This window comes from Pedobacter sp. Leaf170 (assembly GCF_920984665.1).
Lineage (GTDB): Bacteria > Bacteroidota > Bacteroidia > Sphingobacteriales > Sphingobacteriaceae > Pedobacter.
In genome coordinates this window covers 675,181-696,349 of record NZ_CAKLBP010000002.1, presented here as the reverse complement: position 1 = coordinate 696,349, position 21,169 = coordinate 675,181, and the positions used below count along the sequence as shown (strand labels likewise).

Sequence of the window (21,169 nt, the reverse complement as noted above, 5' to 3'; positions counted from 1 at the left end):
CTTAAAATTTAAAGTTCCAGGTTACCGACGGGATTAAACCAAATAGTGAAGTTTGCTCTGCAACTGTTCTACCCGGATTGTTTGGATCGTTAATAAATTCAATTGAATATGGATTTTTTCGTGCCAACACATTATAAATTCCAAAATTCCAGCTCGATTGGAAACGTCCGGTTTTTTTGCCTTCCAAGGTTGCGCTTACATCTAAACGCATGTTGTAAGGCATTCTGCCGGCATTTCGTTCTGTATAATAATAAACCGTTTGGCCATTAACTGTATATTTTCCTGCCGGGAAAGTAACTGCATTTCCGGTGCTGTAAATAAAACTCGAAGAGAATGTCCATCGCTTGTTCATGTTGTAAATACCAACCAAAGAAACATCGTGGGTTCTATCCTGCCTTGCAGGGAAATAATTACCGTTATTTAATTCAGCAAATTTTCTTTCAGTACGAGATAAGGTATAACCTACCCATCCGTTTAGCTTCCCGAATTTCTTTTTAAAAAATAATTCTAAGCCGTAAGCTCGGCCAGTGCCGTATAAGAGTTCAGATTCTATATTTGAATTGGCTAAAAGTTGTGCAGCGTTTTTATAATCAATCTGGTTTTGCATCCATTTATAATAAATTTCGCCAGAGAATTCGTAATTATTTTCTTCAAAATTTTTAAAATAACCCATCGAAAACTGGTCGGCAATTTCTGGTTTAATATTATTGCTGCTTAGAACGTATTGGTCGGTTGGCGAACTTGAGGTTGCATTGGTTAAAATATGAATGTTTTGAGTGTTGCGGTTGTATGATGCCTTCACCGAATTTTCATCATTAAAAAGATAGCTTAACGAAAACCTTGGCTCTAAATTAAGGTAGTTCTTATAAAATTTTCCGCTGGCAATATTTTCCGTATTTAAAATATTTCCTTTTGTATCGTAATTGCTAAAATTACCCGGTCCAAGTAATGAAAAAGCCGCCAGGCGAAGTCCATATAAAAAATTTAATTTTTCACTAACTGCCCATTCATCAGAAACATACAGGGCAGTTTCTAAACCGTAACGTTTCTCTTGTTTTAAAGAGTTTACCTGCGATTGAGCTGCTGTGCTTTCGATATCAATGGGTGAAATACGATGATGCGTAGCATTTAAACCAAACCGCAGCAAATGCTTATTGCTAAAATATTGAAAATCCTGTTTAAAGTTAAAATCGCGAACCAAAGACGTTGCCTTAAAATTAGTTACATCATTAAGCAAGCGAACGGTGTAGTTATAATTGTTATAAATTAAAGATGTATTGGAAAATAGCCTATCGCTAAAGATGTGATTAAGCCTTAAGGTTGTGGTTACGTTACCCCAATTATTTTCGAACAAATCTTTAACGCCAATATTGTCCTTTCCAAAATATCCCGATAGGTAAATTGTATTTTTATCGTCTATTTTATAATTGGCTTTGGCATTGATGTCGTAAAAGTTCAAGGTACTTCCATTAATTGCCGAATCGGGAGAAGCCCTTAAAAATAAATCGATATAAGTTCTACGAAAACTTACCATAAATGAGCCTTTATCTTTTACTATTGGACCCTCGGCTTTTAACCTCGAAGCAATTAAGCCAATGCCGCCCTGAAATTTAAATTCTTTGTTATTACCATCATCCATTTTAACATCCAAAACTGATGATAAACGACCGCCATATTGGGCAGGCATTCCGCCTTTATATAAACTCACATCCTTAATTGCATCGGCATTAAAGGTTGAAAAGAAACCCAATAAATGCGATGAATTGTACACAACTGCTTCATCTAATATGATAAGATTTTGGTCTGCCGCACCCCCGCGTACATAAAAGCCTGTGTTACCTTCGCCGCCAGATTTTACACCAGGCAACAGTTGAATCGTTTTTAAAACATCTTTTTCGCCCAATAAAACCGGAATAGAATTGAGTGATTTCATATCAATTCTTTCAAGCCCCATTTGTGCGCTTTTTACATTTTCATTTTTACGGTTAGCAGCACTAACGGTTACTTCGGCTAAATCATTTGCAGATTTAAGTTCCTCATTAAGCTTTGTATCCTTTGTTAAACTAATGGTTTTTAAAATAGATTGGTATCCAGCGTAGCTGATAATTACCTCATATTCGCCCTCGGGCTGGGTTAATGCAAAATAACCATAATTATTTGTTAAAGTTCCGGCGGTGGTTTTGCCACTTAATTTTACAGTTGCACCAATTAAGGTTTCGCCGGTTGCAGCATCGCGAATTGTACCACTAATGTTGAATTTACGCTGTGCAAAAGCAAACTGATTAACGAATATGAAAAGGGAAAACAGCAAATAAAGTTTTATACGCATACCGGAAATTTCAATAAAGAAGGAATTCCAAATGTACGAAATACAAGCGCCTTTAGTTGATGTTGATTATTATTGAAATTAATAATCTTTTAATTTTGCCCAAATTATCTCGATTACTTTTTGAGATAAGGTTTTACCGCTTTCCTCCAAATGGCGTAACCATCGGCATTCATGTGCAGCATATCGCTCACGTACAACTCCGTTCTGCCTTTACCATCTTTTAGCATCGATGGAAAAATGTCTATATATGCTGTATTTTTTTCGCTTGCTAAAAAATTTTTAATTAATGCGTTTGCACCAATAGCTTTATCACGAAATTTATCTCTACTCGGACTAGGTTTTATAGAAATGTAAGCAATTGGTACGTTTGGCAATTTAGCTCTAATGGCTTTGTAAAGATTAACGGTTCTGTTTAGAACCGTATCAGCGGTAACATTATCGTTTACAATATCGTTTTCGCCAACATAAATTATAATCTGGCGAGGATTGTAAGGGAAAACAATATCATTAAGATAACGAGTAATATCATTAACAACCGCCCCACCAATGCCTCTGTTCAACGCATTATATTTTGCAAAAACCTGCGTTAAATCATCCCATTTTCTAATTGAAGAACTTCCAACAAACAGTACCGGATTTACCGGTGGTTTAAACATTTGGTCGTACTTTTTTATGGTTTGTACATCATCCCAAAATGGTGGTTTATTTTGCGCAAAAGAGGTAAAGAAAACTATTTGAGCAAAGATTATTAAAATGAAGTACTTTTTCATGCAATACAGGTTTTAGTTTTGAACCTGCAAGGTTGAAAATCCAATTGTATTTATCAAGTTTGCCTTGTAATTTAAGCGTTGCTGAAAATGCTCGTTACCAAAAAATGTGGCCTAATTGTCGGGGCAGGCTGTGCCTCGCAATGACGAGCATACCATACTAATCCTTCAAAATTTCACCAATACCCTCAGTAAACTTTTTCACTTTTATATAACTTTCAGGCGTACTATCTACTTTGTTAAATCCAATCTTCAACTTCCCTCACTGGCTTTTAAATGGAATTTAGCGCCTGAGGTTAGGCTAACCGTTGCATCTACCAATTGGTCTAAAGGCAAATCATTATTAATTTCCTTCTGAAGATAAGCTTCGAGCTTATCCGTTTTACTTTCCGGATAAAGCGCTTCGTAACTAAATTCTGTGTTTGTATCGCTCGTTTTTAAATTCAACTTCGAGTTATGATTTCTGCAGCCAAAGGTTAGCACTATTAAAAGGCAACTAAGGCTATAAATTAATGTTTTCATATCTGTAATTATTTTAAAATTAGTTGCCTCCAGCTCTACCTTTAATGTCATCAGTTGCGGTATTTCTATTTCTAACCGATTTAACATTCTGGTTGCCGAAGTTATAGCTCAGACTAAAATTTGCTCTTCTGCTAGTATATCTATTAGAAACGCGAAGGTTTACGTTTTGATAATCCAACTTTCCTTCCCATCTATTGGTTGCAAAAATATCATCCATATTTAACCTCAACTTCAATTTTTTATTCATCAATGTTTTCTGGATACCTGCATTTAAAGCATACTGAGCAATTGTGGTTTGCTCTACACCAGAAACCCTTGGCGAACTATACCAAAAGCTAATTTCGGCACTGAAGTTATTTGGCAATGTAAATTGTTGATTTGTATTAAAGTTGTAAGCAACTTTTGAGGATAGAAAGGGTGCGCCTTCTAAATTTCCATCTTCAAACTTATTATAGTAAACACTTGCATTATTTTGCATATTCCACCATTTAACCACCTTTAAAGGAAAATATACTCCTGCAGAATAGTTTTGCGCTCTACCTAAGTTCTGACGGATAACATTTACTATTCTCGTTACTTCATCCTGCTGACTAATCTGCGTTATCATGTCTCTCGTATCAGCATAATTTAAAGAAAACGATAACTGCTTAAAACTGTAAGAAACTTCAAAATTATCAGTAAACTGTGGCTTTAAATACGGATTTCCCTGGTCAACCGCGTATGGGTCCATGTAAAACGCAAATGGGTTAAGCTGTTGGTAATTTGGTCTATCTACTCTGCGGCTGTAAGAATAACGGATGTTATTATTTTCGGTAATTTTTTGATTGATGAAAACAGTTGGAAAGAGCGATAAATAATTTCTATCAACCTCTTTGTTGCTGGTAATCGAATTTCCGTTAGAATGTGTATGCTCTGCTCTTAAACCCAACTGAATTTGCCACACTTTCCACTCCTTAGCAAAATTTACATAGGCCGCATTTATGTTTTCTTTATAGATAAAATTGTTTGATTTGCCTAAATCGTTCTGCCAGTTACCCGATAAAAATTGTTCTGAAAGGAAATCGTTATTAGTTACTACGTAGCTGCTTTTCAAACCAGTTTCAAATTTCATGGTTTTATTAACAGGCAAGGTTAAATCTGTTTTGGCCGCATAAATATCTATGTTTGCATCGGTATTATTTCTTAACAAAGTTGCATTGGTTTGTTGTCCGGCCTGGTTTAAATAACGGGCATCAAATTGCTCATCTCTTTTATTATTGAAATTTGAATAATCCACATCGAAAGTGATGTTTTTACCTGTTTTATTAAAATCGTGTTTGATGTTGAAGTTAGCCGTAAAATTATTAGCCGGCGATTTTGAATACGCATTTTGCAATACAGAATTTGTACTCGCAACATTCGATTGCAGCTCCCTGATAAAAGTATTGCTAAAATTATCGAGCTTGGTATTAACCGTATTCGCATCCACCATTACACCAAAAACAGTTTTTTCTGAAGCATAATAGTCTGCACCAAGTTTACCCTGAAAACCTACACCTTTATTTTTTCTTTCAAAATCCTGATTAAAAGCACTCGATAAACCATTGGCGAAAGTAGTTCGGTTAACAATTGTATTGTTATAATTCGACTTTCTAGCTACGGCGCCGTTTCCAAAAACATTCCATTTGCCTTCGCGGTGATTTAAATTTAGGTTTACACCTGCACGAACTAAATCAGTTGGCGAATCGGGCATTATACCTTGCCCACCATTTACAGAAATGGTTCCGTTTGTACCATAAGCTTTATTTCTTTTAAGCTTGATATTGATAATCCCGGCATTTCCAGATGCATCATATTTAGAAGATGGATTGGTAATTAACTCAATGGTTGCAATCTGGTCGCTACTCATATTACTAAGCAATGTTGTAATATCAGCACCTGATAAAAAATTGGTTTTTCCATCAACCATAATGGTAACACCAGTCTTATTATTCAGTTTAATTTGTTCATTTTGCCTGTCAATTTGTACACCCGGTGCTTTTTCCAAAACATCTAAGGCTGTACCTCCTGATGATACAATGCTGCTTTCTACGTTTAAAACGGTTTTATCAATTTGATGCTCTACAAAAGGTTTCTTAGCCGTTATGCTAACTTCTTTTAATTGTTTCACCGTGCTCTCAACGGTAATGGCATTCATTTTCAAATCATTAAGTAATGCAAAACTTGCTGTTTTTGTGGTTTTATAACCAGCCATCGAAACAGATAGAACGTAATTACCAGATTTTAAATCATCAAAATTAAATTCTCCATCAACATTGGTAGAACCGCTCTTTACTATCATCGTATCCGGAGAATTTAAAACTCTTACCGCTGCAAAAGGCAAAGCCACACCTTTTTCATCAATAACTTTCCCGGAAAGTTTATTGATTTTTTGGGCAAAGGAAGCCCCACATGCCAAAAAGCATGCAATTAGCGTAAATAATATTTTCATGTTTTTAAAGCTTATGGAGAATTACAAAGTCGAGGCTTCTAAAGCCATCAACTTAGTAATTCTATCAGATTTTTGTTTATTGATTAGCGGTATTTTCTTCAGTATTGATACCTAATTCTTCTTTTACTTCTCTAATTCTGGCAGATATTGAATCCTGGTAAACCGTATCCACACGTCTTTCTTTGCGTAATTGCTCCAAATCCAAAAGCTCACTGTTTAACTTTTTCTTATTCAAAGCTTCTTCTTTTAGCTGTGCAATACATCTTAAACCGTCTTCGGTCATCACCCATGTACTAAAATCGTCGTTGTCATTTTCTTTATCTTCACAATCCCAGGCGCCATAATTATTAATATAGCGGTACGCATCATGTTTAAGAATAAGTTTTGTACCTACCGGGATTTTCAGTTTTATCCAAACTTCCTGGTTTCTCCAGGTTGTACCTTTTACTAACTGAAACCTTGGGTTAAAAATTAGTTTATCCTCACGTTGTGTAAAATTATAATTTATGCTTCTTGCACTTTGTAATGCAAGCTGAAAGGTTTTTCCCTGCGATTCGTAGGTTTGTGTAATGCTTGCCGCTCCCTCGCCTTTCTCAATACTTATTCTAACAGAACTTGGCATTCTAAAAGGATGGTCACCATAATCATCCACAACAATTTGATTTTTATTACTATCATCAATATGGTAGGCCGCACTATCTTCCTTACTGAAATATTTGCTTTTATCTATATCAATAGTATAGGTAGCAAAGCTTTTTAAATCGGTTGATTGCGTTAATTCTGCATGTTCTTTAAATTCTGACGAAATTTTTGCTACGTAATAACCTGTTCCGGCAACTCCTGCTAACCAAATAATTAACAAAGCAAAAGATAGTGTTTTGTTAATTGCCTGGCGGTTAAAAGCAACTCTTATTGAAAACAAAACCAAAGCTAGTAGCGGTACAAAAAGTGTAATAAATGCCCAGAATAGTATTACACCCCTATAACTTTCACTTACAATAGAAAATGGAAACAAATCATATACGCTTGAATCTAAAAACCCCATAAAAGCAGCTGTAGATATAATTAAGGCTAATAATAATCCGGCTCCAAATACGATGATAAAGCCAGCAATAATTTTAAATATTAGCTTTCCGCTACCAGAAATAAATCTGCCCAGCCACTCAAAAAATTCGCCTATAAACATTCCAAATCTGCTGAAAATTGGTTGAGCATGTCTGTTTGCTTCGGCCAAACGTTCTTTAACCGATTGCAATTCTTCATCTAAATTTCTTTGAAAACCTTGAAGATTTGCAGGCTCGCCACGCATCTCCATTTTCTCAATTCTAGATTTCGCCTTTGGCATAATTATCCATAAAATAACATAAACCAAAATACCCGAGCCACCTACAAGTGCGAGTAAAATCATGGCAACTCTAATCCATTTTGCATCGAAATTTAAATAGTGCGCAATACCTGCACAAACGCCGGCTACAACACGCTCATCCATATCGCGGTACAATTTTTTATCAGTGGCTTGTTGTTGGAAACTAGTATTTATAACTGGTTGCTCCTCACCTTCTTCAACGGCATCAAAATCTTGTACACTGCCCATTTGGCTAATTACAAAATTTACGTTTGTAGCATCTACAACTTGTTTTTTCTGCTCATCCATTTGCTCGGTAAGCAGTTCTGCAATACGGTTTTCTATATCTGTTACAATTTCCAAATCATCAGCATGATTAGAAAAATGTTGTTTTACTTCGTTTAAATAAGCTTTTAAAAGCTCGTAGGCGCTCTCCTCAATATGGATGATGGTATTGCCTATATTTATGATGATGGTCTTTTCCATTTCTTTGCGGTTTTAAAATTTTACGAATTGGCGCCTTTTTGCGAAACGCCAACAGCGTAAGCAAGTTCTTGCCAGGTTTGGTCGAGCTGAGATAAAATGCCCTTACCATCTTCAGTTAAAGTATAATATTTGCGTGGAGGCCCTGAGGTAGATTCTACCCAGTTGTAGCTTAATAAACCATTGTTTTTAAGCCTGGTTAATAATGGATATAATGTGCCTTCAACCACCAAAAGCTTTGCCGACCTTAATTCAGCAATAATATCTGAGGCATAAATTTCTCCTCTTGCGATGATTGATAAAACACAGTATTCCAGAATTCCCTTCCGCATTTGTGTTTGCGTATTTTCTGCTATCATAATACAAAGATATATGTTTTAAATTGTACTATGCAATACATAGTACTAAAATAAATTTAAAATAATTCATAACAAACTGTAAATCAGTACAATAATTTTTATTATCAAATTATAAAATTTTAATTTTTTGACAAAAAAGGCATTACCTGTAATTTTTTGAAAAGCAAATTCAGTAATTTTTGGGTTAAATCAGTCCCGCTTTCGCCTATAGTCCCGATGTAGCCTGTGCAAAAAGAGAGCATCAATAACAGACACTATTCAGCTGTTTAAATCGGGAGCTATTTGGCTCAATCTGGTTTAGATAACTTCGGTTTTTGCAAAAAATAAAGTTAATTAGGTGATGAGTTTTATACTTCATTCGCTTTAAGATTCACGCCTACGTGGGAATGACGATGAACCTTAACGCTGAAATTTAAAAAATTACCGTCATTTCGAGCAAAGCCGATAAATCTTTAAGCTATTTTAAAAGATTTCTCCACTGCGGTCGAAATGACGACTTTACTTTTGTCTCTAAAATTCTGATACTAACACAAAAACAAATCACTACAAATAAGGTAGATTTAATATATTTTGGTAATTTTGCACTTCTTATTTAGTTTTCATGAAAAAATCTATAGCCAGCATTGTTGCTGAAGCCAATCAACAGGGCGAAGGTTCGTTAAAAAGAACTTTAGGCCCAATCAATTTAATTTTAATTGGTGTTGGTTTAACCCTAGGTGCCGGATTATTTTCCATCACTGGCTTAGCCGCAGCAAATCATTCTGGTCCTGCAGTAACACTATCATTTGTAATTGCTGCATTAGGTTGCGGTTTTGCGGCACTATGTTATGCAGAATTTGCTTCGATGATTCCCGTTGCCGGAAGTGCATACACTTACTCGTATGCTACAATGGGCGAGCTTTTTGCCTGGATAATCGGCTGGGATTTAGTTCTTGAATATTCTGTTGGTTGCGCAACTGTGGCGATTAGCTGGTCGCAATATTTAACCCGATTTTTAGCAAGCTTAAATATTTATCTCCCTCCGCAGCTTACTTTATCGCCTTTTGAAACCGCGAAGCTTGCTGATGGAACAACCGTTAACGGAATCGTAAACATACCTGCGGCATTGGTAGTTGTATTAATGACAACCATATTAATCAGAGGTACAAAAGGTTCGGCAATTGTAAATGGAATAATTGTGTTTTTAAAAGTTGGGGTTGTACTGGTTTTCATTGCACTTGGCTGGCAATACATCGACCCGGCAAATTATCATCCCTACATTCCTGAAAACACCGGCACTTTTGGTCAGTTTGGCTGGAGCGGCGTGTTACGCGGTGCAGGCTTAGTATTTTTCGTATTTATCGGCTTCGACGCTGTGGCTGCATCCGCCCAGGAAACTAAAAATCCATCCAGAGATTTACCTATCGGGATTATTGGTTCGCTCTTAGTGTGTACCGTATTATTCGGTTTGTTTGGCCATGTTATGACAGGTTTGGCAAATTATAAAGACTTCGCAAATAGTGGAGCGCCTGTTGCAATCGCCATCGAAAAAACTCCTTATGGCTGGTTAAGTCAGGCAATTATACTTGCCATTTTGATTGGTTATACCTCGGTAATTTTAATTGATTTAATGGCTCAATCGAGAATGTTTTACTCCATAAGTAAAGATGGACTGTTACCGAAGATTTTTTCAGAAGTTCATCCTAAATTTAAAACACCTTGGAAGTCAAATATCATGCTTTGCGCATTTATTGGTTTATTCGCAGCATTTGTTCCAATCAATGTGGTGGGCGAAATGACGAGCATTGGCACATTGTTAGCTTTTTTAATGGTTTGTGTAGGCATTTTGATACTAAGAAAAACAGACCCTGATGCTAAGCGACCTTTCAGAGTGCCATTGGTACCGCTTATTCCAATTTTAGGGATTTTAACCTGTATTGCAATGATGGTTTTTCTTCCATGGGAAACATGGTTAAGGTTAGCCGTTTGGTTAATTATTGGTTTGGCAATATACTTCTGGTACGGAAAAAAGCATAGTAAACTTAATAATACTAAAGAAAGTTAACGAATTAATTTTCAGCGGATTAAAGAAGAACTTATGTAGTTAATTAAAGTCAGTGATTTTATAAAATAAAGTGTGTTTTCGCTCACATAACCGCATAAATATCAATTCTTTAACAAAAAATACGATTTATCCACATTTCAACAATTTGATGTGTTTTTGGATCAAGATTTGTTTTATAGAAAATAACCTATAAAAACATTTCCTATGATTATTAAATTAGACACATCTCTATTTAGAATAACAAGGCAAAAATCTGAAGTTGACAAGAAAGTTGCCGATCCATTAACACAAGATCAATGGATTAATGCAGATAGAATCGTGATGGCAATCATGTTCATTGCAACTATTACAGGAGCAATTGTATTTTAATCAGGATTAAAAATCTTCCCATATTAACTCTTTATTCATCATTGCTCCAGCCATTGTTCCTGCTGCAATTGCAGCAGATAGAGCACGAAATAATGTAGCACAATCGCCTGCAGCATAAACACCTTTTGAAGTTGTTTTTTGGAAGGCATCAACAACCAAAAGATTATTTTCGTTAATCTCGCAATTTAAATCTATATACAAATTGTTATGCTGAACCATTTTCGGTTTAGCGTAAACTGCGGCCAACTCAATAGATTCGCCATTATCAAAAATAATTCTGCTTAAATAACCATCCTTGTGTGCTATTTCAAATAATTCAGTTTCTATAATATTTATTGATTTTGATTTAAGCCTAGCAGTTTGTTCTTTGGATAAATTAGATGGGCCGTTGGTTAAAATTGCAACCTCCTTATTCCAATGGTTTACCATTTTCGCCATATCGAAAGCCATATCTCCATTAAGCAACAAACCTACTTTCTCGTCTTTAACCTCGTAACCATGGCAATACGGACAATGAATTACAGATATGCCCCAGCACTCTTTAAAACCAATAATATCTGGCATAATATCTTTTAAACCACTTGCTAAAAGTATTTTTCTTGATGAAAATTTATTGCCACTCGATAGTACGACTTCAAATCCGAGTTCAACAGCTCTTGCAGAAGCAACCTCCCCATCAATAAATTTTATGGTTGGATATTTTAAAACTTCTGCTTTTGATTTAGTAGAAATTTCGTCTGGAGTTTCACCATCATGCGTTAAGAAATTATGCGAATGTGGCGTTTGCTTGTTACAAGGCTTATTCGAGTCTATAATTAATACATTACGTTTTGCTCTACCCAAAGCTAATGCCGCAGATAAACCTGCATAACTGCCACCAATAATTATAACTTCGAAATCCATACTACAATTTTATCCAAAAATATGAATTAATATTTAAAAGCAATTTTGTTGCATTTAAATATTTGTCATTTCGATTTCAAAAAAATTGTAGCTCTGATGAAGTTTCTATAATAGAATGATTCCTCAACAATTAAATAATTTCGTTTCAGGAAATAAGGTTTCATCTCAATTAATTCTGAAACCTGAATCATTCTAAACCACCTAAAAAATAAATACATTGATTTCAGCATTAAGGATTTCCACCATTGTCCGGATTTGTATTCCAGAGTAAAATCTACCATAAACCATTTTCCATTATTTTTTAGGAAATGGTGTAACTTATCAAAAACTAATGGAGCTTGCTGCCGTGAAAAATTATCAAATAAAAATGGTGTCAAAATAAAATCGAAAGAATGCCTTGTATCATAATCTTCAATTGATTGATGAATAAACTCAACCCGATTTTGCTTCCTGTTTCTAGACTTAGAAAGTATTATCATTTTTTTGGAAAGTTCGATGTAAACTATGGTTAAACCAGAACTATGAATTTTTGAAATTTCTTCTAAAATCCAGCCAGTGCCACCCCCAACAATTAATAATTTACTACCTTTTGAAATATAATGGAGCTGATTTATTTGTGCGTTAACCTGAGCTTTGGCAAATATAAAACGACTCAATTTATCGTAATATTTTGCTATTTTATCATAGTTTTCAGCCAAAATTTAAATCTTTTTAATTGTTAATCACTTTACAAATTGCATTCCTAAAATGCCACAAAGAGCCTTAAACAATATTAAGCCATCTATAACAATTAAGTAGAATAAAATATTCTTACGCTTGTGCATGGCGTATGCGACATACAGTGTTAAAATAAATGGAAGCACGTTACATAAAACTTGTGGCAAACCAAAACCTTTGTAACTGGCAAATACAGCCAAAGAGAGTAAGCCAACTAACAATAAAGGAATTAAAATATTGAAAATTGTTTTTCTTAATCCATAACGAACCACAAACGTTCTCAAATGCTTATTCGCATCAGTTGGATAATCTTTAATATCAAAGATGATGGCATTTACTGTGCAAAACATCCAGTTTTTGATGAATAACCATGTCCATAAAACGGAGTCATGGTAACCTATCCCAGTCTCTATCTTCAACATAATTAATGGTAAAACGTTTACACAACAGGCCCATACAAAACCTATTACAAAAGCTTTTAACCATCCTGTACTTCGTAGATTAAAATTGATAAAAGACTTGGGCAGCAAACCATAATACATACTTCCGGCTGTTATAATAATTACAATTGCCACCCAATAACTAAATGGCAGTTTTAAAATATTATTGAAATTTTGATAGAGTAAGTTTACAGCCAAAACACCACATAAAACGATTAATACAACCTGGCTGATTGCTATAAATTTCCGGTGATTGTAATACCATGTATTTCGAAGGTTTAAGCTGGATAGACTGGTAGATGCTTTGGTATACGCGTAGGTGTAGTAGATGGTTGGTGCAAAAAAAAGAAGCAGGTAATAATTTAAGGAATTAAAAGGTAATCTTAATTGTACGGTGGCTTCAATGGTTAGCGCAACAGCTAAAAGCCCTACGAAATAGTTTCCAAAGAAAATGAACTGGACAATTTTATTGAACATTGAATATAATTCAGAATGCCAATTTCGGATATTATATTAAGAGTTTTAAAAAAATGATAGAATTTATGGCACAAAAAAAGCCTCGCAGTTTCCTGAAAGGCTTAGTGTGGGAAATGAGGGGTTCGAACCCCCGACCCCCTCGGTGTAAACGAGGTGCTCTGAACCAGCTGAGCTAATTTCCCTATTTTCAATATTTCAACTCTTGAGTTCCCCGACCCTCCCGACTGATAATGTCGGGATGCTCTGAACCAGCTGAGCTAATTTCCCTTTATTTAAAGGATTGCATTATTTAATAAAAACCTTCCAACTCCATGAAAGGCTTAGTGTGGGAAATGAGGGGTTCGAACCCCCGACCCCCTCGGTGTAAACGAGGTGCTCTGAACCAGCTGAGCTAATTTCCCTTTCCTTTTGGGAATGCAAATATAGCGCTATAATCCTTTTTCACAAATCTTTTTTATTTTTTTTCAGCTCAGCAGGGTTTCTAAAATCTTATGCGACTGCACTTCACCAAAAGAGGCGGTATGTAAGGTGTAGAAAACCAATATTTTATCAAGCAAAAAGCGCCTTTGGTTATTGCTCATTTTTATATCTGATATTTTTTCGAGTGATGTATTAAATAAGGATATAAAACCTAAAGCATCATCTAACTGAAGGTAATTAGAATGTATGGGCACTCTTGATAGGAACTCCCCTTCCTGTAAATCAAAATAAACCTGGTCTGTTCTTCTTCTTTCATTTGGAGAAAAGCCCAAAAACCGTGTTAATTTAAGCAAGAAAGAGAGATGAAAATTTGGATTAAGTTCTTCATTTTCATCAAACCAGGCAATTGAATTAAAAATGTAATCGAATAAACCTTCATCTGCCGATTGCTGACGAATACTCTTATACAGCACCTCGTTCAAAAAAATTACAATACTTGTTTTTACAATATCGTAAGGAATCGTTTTAAATACCGGAACCTGCCTAACCTCAGAAACCCGCTGAATACTTGTGTTTGTTTTATGATAAACGACCATATCTAAAAGATGTAAGGATTGCAGCATATTCATCTTAATCTTCGCCTTTGGTTTTTTAACACCGTTTATTAGGTAAGATTGCATTCCGAATTTATCTGTAAAAACCTGTACGATTACACTGCTCTCGCTGTAATTGGTGGTTTTTAATACAATACCCCTAACTTTGTGCAACATGTTACTGAAACATTTTTTTCAAAAGTATGTTATTTGTGCAAATTTAATTGCGTAAAAATCGACTCCAATTTATAAATAAGATTAGTTTTGCTGTTGTCATTATAATTTAAAACTAGATTACTCATGTGGGTTAAGCTATCCAGGTTTATTCTTCAAAACCGTATTGCAATTATTTTATTTTTTGTTATAGGAACGGTTTTCATGGCTTATCAAGCCAAAAATGTAAAACTTTCATACACCGGAAGTAAAATTTTACCCGTTACTGATAGTGCATTCATCAAATACAACAACTTCAAAAAAACCTTCGGCGAAGATGGTAGTGTAATGGTGATTGGAATACAATCGCCAAATATTTTTAAAAAGGAAACCTATAATAAATGGGTTCAGCTTTCTAATGATATCCAAAAGTTAAAAGGCATCAAACAAGTTTTATCATCAGGTAGAATTTTTCAGTTAGAAAAAGATACTGTTGGGCAAAAATTTACATTAAAAGCAATTCCTGGTAGATTAGTAAAAACGGATTCAGAAATGGATTCTATCAAAAATACCCTACACAATACACCATTTTTTGAAGGATTGGTTTACAATAGGCAAAATGCTACGCTTATGGCGATAACGTTTGATACTAAAATATTAAATACTGCCGAACGTAATCCTATTTTAAAAGAGATTGAAACTAAAGCAAAGGCATTTGAAAAAGACACAAAAATACAAGTCCATATTTCGGGCTTACCTTATATACGTACAGCGGTTAGCAAATTAGTAAGTAATGAGTTTGTGTTGTTTTTAGGATTATCAATTTTAGTTTCTGCACTAATTTTATTAATCTTCTTTAGGAAATTTTCTGCTGTTTTCTTCCCGATTTTAGTTGTAATAATGGGAGTGATTTGGAGTGTGGGCACTTTGGTTTTATTTGGGTTTGAGCTGACAATTTTAACAGGGCTAATACCACCGCTAATTGTGATTATAGGAATACCAAATAGCATACTTCTACTTAACAAATATCAAAATGAAATAAGAAAAGGGCTCTCAAAAGAGCTTGCATTAAGTGTAACTATAGAAAGAATTGCGGTTACAACGCTTATCGCTAATATTACGGCAGCAATAGGCTTTGGTGTTTTATATTTTACAGGTAGTGAACTGCTGATGCAGTTTGGTAGTGTAGCATCAATAAATGTGATGATAACCTGGTTAATGTGTTTATGCTTAATCCCGATTATTTTTAGCTATTTACCCGCACCAAAACTTAAAGCTCAAAACCACATTGAGGAAGGGTTTTTGCATAAAATATTAGTTAAAACTGATAAACTTGTTCAGCAGCAAAGCGCTGCTATTTATTTTGCTACGATTGTAATTTCAATCATAGCAGTTATTGGCGTGATGAAAATTAATGTGAATGGCTACGTTGTTGATGACTTGCCTAAAAGCTCAACGATTTTGGCAGATTTAAAATTCTTTGAGAAAAATTTTGAAGGCATTTTACCGCTTGAAGTTAGCGTTGATACAAAGAAGAAAAATGGCGTCTTCAATTTAACTAACTTGAAGAGGATGGAAAAAATGGAGAAAATGATTTCATCATATCCAGAATTTTCGCGTTCCATTTCGGTTAATATGGGATTAAAATATGCTACTCAAGCATTTTACAATAATGATTCTACTTTCTTTCGCCTGCCGGATAATATGGAGAAAAACTTTATTCTGGCTTATATTGCCAGTGGAGGTAAGGGCAATGCTAGTTTGCTGACCAATTTTGTAAGCAAGGATAATCAAAGCACCAGAATTAGTTTCCAAATGGCTGATGTTGGCTCTAAACGTTTAGATGCAATTATGGCCGAATTAAAACCTCGGATTGATAGTATTTTACCTCCTGACAAATTTGATGTACAGTTAACAGGCTCAAGTGTAATTTTTTCAAAAGGGACAGATTACATGCTAAAACATTTGTTTGAAAGTATAGGTTTAGCAATTGTATTGATTTCGCTTCTACGTTTAGCACAGTTTAAGAGTTTAGGGATAATGTTCATTTCATTGCTACCAAACATTGTTCCTTTAATTATTACTGCCGGAATTATGGGTTATTTTGGCATTTCACTAAAACCTTCGACGATTTTAATTTTTACCATAGCTTTTGGTTTAGCCTCAGACCAAACTATATATTTCCTAACCCGCTACCAACAAGAATTAAATCTGACTAATTTTTCTGTTCCAAAAGTAATTACGGATACGATTACCGAAACCGGGGTGAGCATGACCCATATTGCGCTAATTTTATTTTTCGGCTTTGGGATTTTTACAGCATCTACTTTCGGCGGAACGGTTGTTTTAGGTTTGCTCCTTTCGATAACTTTATTCGTTGCGTTGATTTTTAACTTAACTTTATTACCAGCTTTGGTTTTATGGTTAGATAAAAAGAAAGTTAGGAAAGTGGTTTCTGATGAGGAATCGGTAAAGAATGTTGGCGAGTTTGACCATTAAGCCCACGATTTAAATCGTGGGTTATGTTGTAAGCTATTTACAGGTAAAAACGAAGTTTCCTATTCTGCCAGATTTATCTAAACCTGATGGTAGCGAGCATGAGCGAAATTTTTCATGGAGCGAGTAAAGCGAACAGCAGGACGAACATTAAAATGAAACACAGGTTTTGCTTTCCAAAATAAAAATAAAAAGAATGTCATAAATTACAACGATAGAGATGCTAAAATAAATTCAGCATGATGACAGCTCTAAAGACCAAATATTAATATTACTCAGTGGCAGGCTTTTGCTCTTCCGCTTCTACAGGCACTTCAACCGTTGGGTCGGTAATAATTTCTGCCTTTCCATCGCCATCATCTTTAGCAAAGAGAATTGGATACAACATCCAAAACGCACCAACCATAACCAATACGCCCGAAAGGATTTGCATGTAACGGGCCCAGCTTACTTCGTATGCTGATAAAATACGGTAGGCGATGAAGGAAAGTACACCGAGTATAAGCACTAAAACAGCTTTTTGTAATTTCAATAGCTTTATCATGGTGTATTTCTTTTAAGTTTTACAATATGAACTAAAACAAAGATTAGCCCAATTAGTTCGAGCAGGCCGCAGAAATAAAATGCGTACAGCACAAAATCGCGATTCGAAGGATTAATAACGGCTACAATTGGCAATGCAATTACCGCAATAATCATGAGTAAGAGACCAATATTAAATAATTTCACGTTAAAAGTATTTACATCAAAACTACCAAATTTGAGCGAAAAACTTTAACTTTGCAACCTTAATTTTTTGAGGTACTTGATTGATGTATAGCGAATTTAAACAATTAGACCTTGCCAAAATAGGGCAAGAAATACTGGATTTTTGGAAAGAAGAGAACATATTTGAACAAAGCATTTCTTCTCGCCCGAAATCCAATCCGTTTACTTTTTATGAAGGACCACCATCTGCAAATGGCATGCCGGGGATTCACCACGTAATGGCTCGTGCTATTAAAGATATTTTTTGCCGCTATAAAACAATAAAAGGCTTTCAGGTTAAAAGAAAAGCGGGCTGGGATACCCACGGTTTGCCTGTAGAGCTTGGTACAGAAAAAGAATTAGGCATTACAAAAGAAGACATCGGTAGAACAATTTCTATCGAAGATTATAACGAAGCTTGTAAAAAAACAGTAATGCGTTACACCGATGTGTGGAACGATTTAACTGAAAAAATGGGCTATTGGGTTGATATGGACGACCCATATATTACCTACAAATCGAAATACATGGAATCGGTTTGGTGGCTTTTGAAACAGATTTATGATAAAGGATTAATCTACAAAGGTTACACCATCCAACCCTATTCGCCAAAAGCTGGAACAGGTTTAAGCTCTCATGAGGTAAACCAGCCTGGCGCTTATCGTGATGTTACCGACACAACAATTGTTGCGCAGTTTAAAAGCCCTCTAACTGCAATTGAAGGAAGTGAAAATTCCATCTTGAAGGCTTTTAATACTTCTTATCCTCTACAAGATGGGTCGGAAGAGGCTTATTTCCTTGCCTGGACTACAACGCCATGGACTTTACCATCAAATACCGCTTTAACTGTCGGACCGAAAATTGATTACGTTTTGGTTAAAACTTTTAACCAATACACATTTTTACCAACCAATGTAATTTTAGCAAAAAACCTGGTTGGTAAGCAATTCAGTAAAGTTTTTTTCGAAAGTAATGATGCTGAAGATTTTGCAAATTTTAAAGCCGGCGACAAGAAAATTCCTTACCAAATTCTTGCTGAATGCAAAGGAACTGAATTGGTAGGCATTAAATATGAACAACTTTTAACTTATTCTTTACCATATAACAACCCCGAAAACGCTTTCAGAGTAATTTCCGGAGATTTTGTAACCACAGAAGACGGTACCGGTATTGTTCATACTGCCCCAACTTTTGGTGCAGATGATGCTAAAGTTGCTAAAGAAGCCGTTCCTGAAATACCACCAATGTTGGTAATGGATGAAAATGACATTCTTGTTCCATTGGTAGATTTACAAGGAAAATTTACAAAACATGTTGGTCCTTTTGCTGGCAAATATGTTAAAAACGAATATTACAATGCGGGCGAAGCACCAGAGAAATCAGTTGATGTTGAGCTTGCTATCTTATTAAAAGAAGAAAATAAAGCTTTTAAAGTCGAGAAATATGTTCACAGTTATCCGCATAGTTGGAGAACTGATGAGCCACTTTTATATTATCCTTTAGATTCGTGGTTTATAAAAGTAACAGACGTTAAAGACAGAATGTTCGATTTGAATGAAACCATTAACTGGAAACCGAAATCTACCGGCGAAGGTCGTTTTGGTAACTGGTTAAAAAATGCGAACGACTGGAATTTATCTCGCTCCAGATATTGGGGCATTCCGCTACCGATCTGGAGAACTGAAGACAAAAAAGAAGAAGTTTTAATCGGTTCGGTTGAAGAACTTTATAACGCTATTGAGAAATCTATCGCAGCAGGTTTCCAAAAAGAAAATCCATTTAAAGGATTTGAAATTGGCAACATGTCTGAAGAGAACTATAACCTCATCGATTTACATAAAAACGTAGTTGATGGAATTACTTTAGTTTCTCCGTCAGGCAAGCCAATGCGTCGGGAAAGTGATTTAATTGATGTTTGGTTCGATTCGGGCGCTATGCCTTATGCGCAATGGCACTATCCTTTTGAAAACAAAGAAACCATTGATGAAAATCAGGATTTCCCTGCAGATTTTATTGCCGAAGGTGTTGACCAAACCCGTGGTTGGTTTTATACTTTGCATGCCATTTCTACCTTAGTTTTCGATAAAGTGGCTTATAAAAATGTAGTTTCTAATGGTTTGGTATTGGATAAAAACGGACAGAAAATGTCTAAACGTTTAGGCAATGCTGCAGACCCATTTCAAACCATTAATGAATATGGTGCCGATGCTACGCGTTGGTACATGATTTCGAATGCAAACCCTTGGGATAACTTAAAATTTGATATTGAAGGAATTGCAGAAGTTCGCCGTAAATTTTTCGGAACGCTTTACAACACTTACTCGTTTTTTGCATTGTATGCAAATATCGATAAGTTCGAAATCGACAAAAATAATTTAAGTAAAGTTGAAGATAGAACGGAATTAGACCGTTGGATTTTATCGTTATTGCAAAACTTAATTAACGAAGTTGATGAAAGTTATAATACTTACGAGCCTACAAAAGCAACCCGTGCTATCCAAGCCTTTGTTGATGAGCATTTAAGCAACTGGTATATCAGGTTAAGTCGCCGCCGTTTTTGGAAAGGCGAAATGACGGATGATAAATGTGCTGCATACGAAACACTTTACACTTGTTTAGAAAAATTAGCACAGCTGATGAGCCCGGTTGCACCTTTCTTTGCCGATTGGTTATATAGAAACTTAACGGTAACCGATAAAACTGCAGCTCAATCTGTTCATTTAACGTTATGGCAAAATGCAGATACTAGCTTAATCGACAATGATTTAAACGAACGTATGGTTTATGCGCAGGATATTTCATCAATGGTTTTATCATTACGTAAAAAATCAAGCATAAACGTTCGCCAACCTTTAGCGAAAATCTTAATTCCATCTTTAAATGGCGATTTCGAACAAAAAATCTCTAAAGTAGCAGATTATATTCTTTCAGAAACGAACATCAAGCATATCGAATTTATTACCGATACGCATGGCATTGTAAAGAAAAAAGTAAAACCAAATTTTAAAGTTTTAGGTGCAAAAGTTGGTAAAAGCATGAAAGCCGTTGCCGATGCAATTAACAATTTCAGTCAGGAAAATATTTTTACTTTAGAGAAAGACGGACAAATTAGCATTTCAACCAATCCAGAACTTGGCGAAAGTATTAACTATGATGTGCAATTAACTGATGTAGAAATTATTGCAGAAGACATTCCGGGATGGCAGGTAACTAATTTAGGCAGCTTAACTGTTGCTTTAGATGTAACCATTTCTGAAGAGTTGAAACAAGAAGGAATTTCGCGTGAGTTGGTTAACAGAATACAAAATTTACGTAAAGAATTAAACTTTGAGGTAACCGATAGAATTAAGGTTTCTTTACAAAATGATAATCTGGTAACTAATGCAGTTGCTAAAAACAAGGCATACATTTGCGCAGAAATTTTAGCCGATGAACTAGAATTAATGGATACTGTAACAAATGCAAACAAAATTGTTATTGATGATGTTGAGTTAAGCATTTCAGTAACTAAAATATAAAATCCATATATTAGAAA

Annotated in this window: 15 protein-coding genes and 2 tRNA genes; 4 read left to right on the top strand and 13 right to left on the bottom strand. The window is 35.2% G+C overall.

Annotated features, from left to right (window positions below; all coding sequences use genetic code 11):
• Position 1: 1 nt before the first annotated feature.
• The 6 genes from LUA90_RS08070 to LUA90_RS08045 all read right to left on the bottom strand — a co-directional run bounded on the left by LUA90_RS08070 (position 2) and on the right by LUA90_RS08045 (position 8,275).
• Complete coding sequence (locus LUA90_RS08070; RefSeq protein WP_231490695.1) at positions 2-2,329, bottom strand: TonB-dependent receptor; 2,328 nt, start codon at positions 2,327-2,329, stop codon at positions 2-4.
• A 113-nt stretch (positions 2,330-2,442) separates the two neighbouring features.
• Complete coding sequence (locus LUA90_RS08065; protein WP_231459076.1) at positions 2,443-3,099, bottom strand: GDSL-type esterase/lipase family protein; 657 nt, start codon at positions 3,097-3,099, stop codon at positions 2,443-2,445.
• A gap of 249 nt (positions 3,100-3,348) precedes the next feature.
• The gene (locus tag LUA90_RS08060) at positions 3,349-3,618 is read right to left on the bottom strand and encodes a hypothetical protein (protein ID WP_231459075.1); all 270 of its coding nucleotides are present in this window, start codon (positions 3,616-3,618) and stop codon (positions 3,349-3,351) included.
• Between the two features lie 19 nt (positions 3,619-3,637).
• Positions 3,638-6,088, bottom strand: a complete 2,451-nt coding sequence (locus LUA90_RS08055) for an outer membrane beta-barrel family protein (RefSeq protein ID WP_231459074.1) — start codon at positions 6,086-6,088, stop codon at positions 3,638-3,640.
• 76 nt (positions 6,089-6,164) lie between these two features.
• Positions 6,165-7,919 (bottom strand): PspC domain-containing protein, encoded by a 1,755-nt coding sequence (locus LUA90_RS08050; RefSeq protein ID WP_231459073.1) that lies wholly within the window; start codon positions 7,917-7,919, stop codon positions 6,165-6,167.
• A gap of 20 nt (positions 7,920-7,939) precedes the next feature.
• Positions 7,940-8,275: a PadR family transcriptional regulator gene (locus tag LUA90_RS08045; RefSeq protein ID WP_231459072.1), complete on the bottom strand. Its 336-nt coding sequence runs from the start codon at positions 8,273-8,275 to the stop codon at positions 7,940-7,942.
• A 601-nt stretch (positions 8,276-8,876) separates the two neighbouring features.
• Here LUA90_RS08045 and LUA90_RS08040 point away from each other — a divergent pair.
• On the top strand, positions 8,877-10,319 hold the full coding sequence (locus LUA90_RS08040) for an amino acid permease (RefSeq protein ID WP_231459071.1): 1,443 nt from the start codon (positions 8,877-8,879) through the stop codon (positions 10,317-10,319).
• Between the two features lie 204 nt (positions 10,320-10,523).
• Positions 10,524-10,688, top strand: a complete 165-nt coding sequence (locus tag LUA90_RS08035; RefSeq protein WP_231459070.1) for a hypothetical protein — start codon at positions 10,524-10,526, stop codon at positions 10,686-10,688.
• A 6-nt stretch (positions 10,689-10,694) separates the two neighbouring features.
• Here the strand turns inward: LUA90_RS08035 and LUA90_RS08030 are convergent, their stop codons facing one another.
• The 6 genes from LUA90_RS08030 to recO form a co-directional block, all read right to left on the bottom strand.
• Positions 10,695-11,591 carry an NAD(P)/FAD-dependent oxidoreductase gene (locus tag LUA90_RS08030; protein ID WP_231459069.1) on the bottom strand — a complete coding sequence of 299 codons (897 nt, stop codon included), beginning with the start codon at positions 11,589-11,591 and terminating at the stop codon, positions 10,695-10,697.
• 65 nt (positions 11,592-11,656) lie between these two features.
• The gene (locus LUA90_RS08025; protein WP_231459068.1) at positions 11,657-12,289 is read right to left on the bottom strand and encodes a class I SAM-dependent methyltransferase; all 633 of its coding nucleotides are present in this window, start codon (positions 12,287-12,289) and stop codon (positions 11,657-11,659) included.
• 24 nt (positions 12,290-12,313) lie between these two features.
• Positions 12,314-13,225: a hypothetical protein gene (locus LUA90_RS08020; RefSeq protein ID WP_231459067.1), complete on the bottom strand. Its 912-nt coding sequence runs from the start codon at positions 13,223-13,225 to the stop codon at positions 12,314-12,316.
• Between the two features lie 107 nt (positions 13,226-13,332).
• Positions 13,333-13,407: transfer RNA gene (locus LUA90_RS08015), tRNA-Val, on the bottom strand.
• A 144-nt stretch (positions 13,408-13,551) separates the two neighbouring features.
• Positions 13,552-13,626: transfer RNA gene (locus LUA90_RS08010), tRNA-Val, on the bottom strand.
• Positions 13,627-13,689: 63 nt separating this feature from the next.
• Entirely contained in the window at positions 13,690-14,415 is a 726-nt protein-coding gene (gene recO, locus LUA90_RS08005; RefSeq protein WP_231459066.1) for a DNA repair protein RecO, read from the bottom strand.
• 123 nt (positions 14,416-14,538) lie between these two features.
• Between recO and LUA90_RS08000 the strand changes: the two genes are divergently transcribed.
• Positions 14,539-16,890, top strand: coding sequence for an RND family transporter (locus tag LUA90_RS08000; protein WP_231490694.1), 2,352 nt, complete (start codon positions 14,539-14,541; stop codon positions 16,888-16,890).
• Positions 16,891-17,158: 268 nt separating this feature from the next.
• On the opposite strand, the gene LUA90_RS07995 is transcribed toward LUA90_RS08000, so the two are convergent.
• Entirely contained in the window at positions 17,159-17,431 is a 273-nt protein-coding gene (locus LUA90_RS07995) for an isoleucyl-tRNA synthetase (protein WP_231459064.1), read from the bottom strand.
• A gap of 268 nt (positions 17,432-17,699) precedes the next feature.
• On the opposite strand from LUA90_RS07995, the gene ileS reads away from it, so the two are divergent.
• Positions 17,700-21,152: an isoleucine--tRNA ligase gene (ileS, locus tag LUA90_RS07990; RefSeq protein WP_231459063.1), complete on the top strand. Its 3,453-nt coding sequence runs from the start codon at positions 17,700-17,702 to the stop codon at positions 21,150-21,152.
• Positions 21,153-21,169: the final 17 nt, after the last annotated feature.

Bases quoted from the DNA above. Each gene is read 5' to 3' on its own strand.
- LUA90_RS08070 (WP_231490695.1), bottom strand. From the start codon at position 2,329: ATGCGTATAAAACTTTATTTGCTGTTTTCCCTTTTCATATTCGTTAAT.
- LUA90_RS08065 (WP_231459076.1), bottom strand. From the start codon at position 3,099: ATGAAAAAGTACTTCATTTTAATAATCTTTGCTCAAATAGTTTTCTTT.
- LUA90_RS08060 (WP_231459075.1), bottom strand. From the start codon at position 3,618: ATGAAAACATTAATTTATAGCCTTAGTTGCCTTTTAATAGTGCTAACC.
- LUA90_RS08055 (WP_231459074.1), bottom strand. From the start codon at position 6,088: ATGAAAATATTATTTACGCTAATTGCATGCTTTTTGGCATGTGGGGCT.
- LUA90_RS08050 (WP_231459073.1), bottom strand. From the start codon at position 7,919: ATGGAAAAGACCATCATCATAAATATAGGCAATACCATCATCCATATT.
- LUA90_RS08045 (WP_231459072.1), bottom strand. From the start codon at position 8,275: ATGATAGCAGAAAATACGCAAACACAAATGCGGAAGGGAATTCTGGAA.
- LUA90_RS08040 (WP_231459071.1), top strand. From the start codon at position 8,877: ATGAAAAAATCTATAGCCAGCATTGTTGCTGAAGCCAATCAACAGGGC.
- LUA90_RS08035 (WP_231459070.1), top strand. From the start codon at position 10,524: ATGATTATTAAATTAGACACATCTCTATTTAGAATAACAAGGCAAAAA.
- LUA90_RS08030 (WP_231459069.1), bottom strand. From the start codon at position 11,591: ATGGATTTCGAAGTTATAATTATTGGTGGCAGTTATGCAGGTTTATCT.
- LUA90_RS08020 (WP_231459067.1), bottom strand. From the start codon at position 13,225: ATGTTCAATAAAATTGTCCAGTTCATTTTCTTTGGAAACTATTTCGTA.
- recO (WP_231459066.1), bottom strand. From the start codon at position 14,415: ATGTTGCACAAAGTTAGGGGTATTGTATTAAAAACCACCAATTACAGC.
- LUA90_RS08000 (WP_231490694.1), top strand. From the start codon at position 14,539: ATGTGGGTTAAGCTATCCAGGTTTATTCTTCAAAACCGTATTGCAATT.
- LUA90_RS07995 (WP_231459064.1), bottom strand. From the start codon at position 17,431: ATGATAAAGCTATTGAAATTACAAAAAGCTGTTTTAGTGCTTATACTC.
- ileS (WP_231459063.1), top strand. From the start codon at position 17,700: ATGTATAGCGAATTTAAACAATTAGACCTTGCCAAAATAGGGCAAGAA.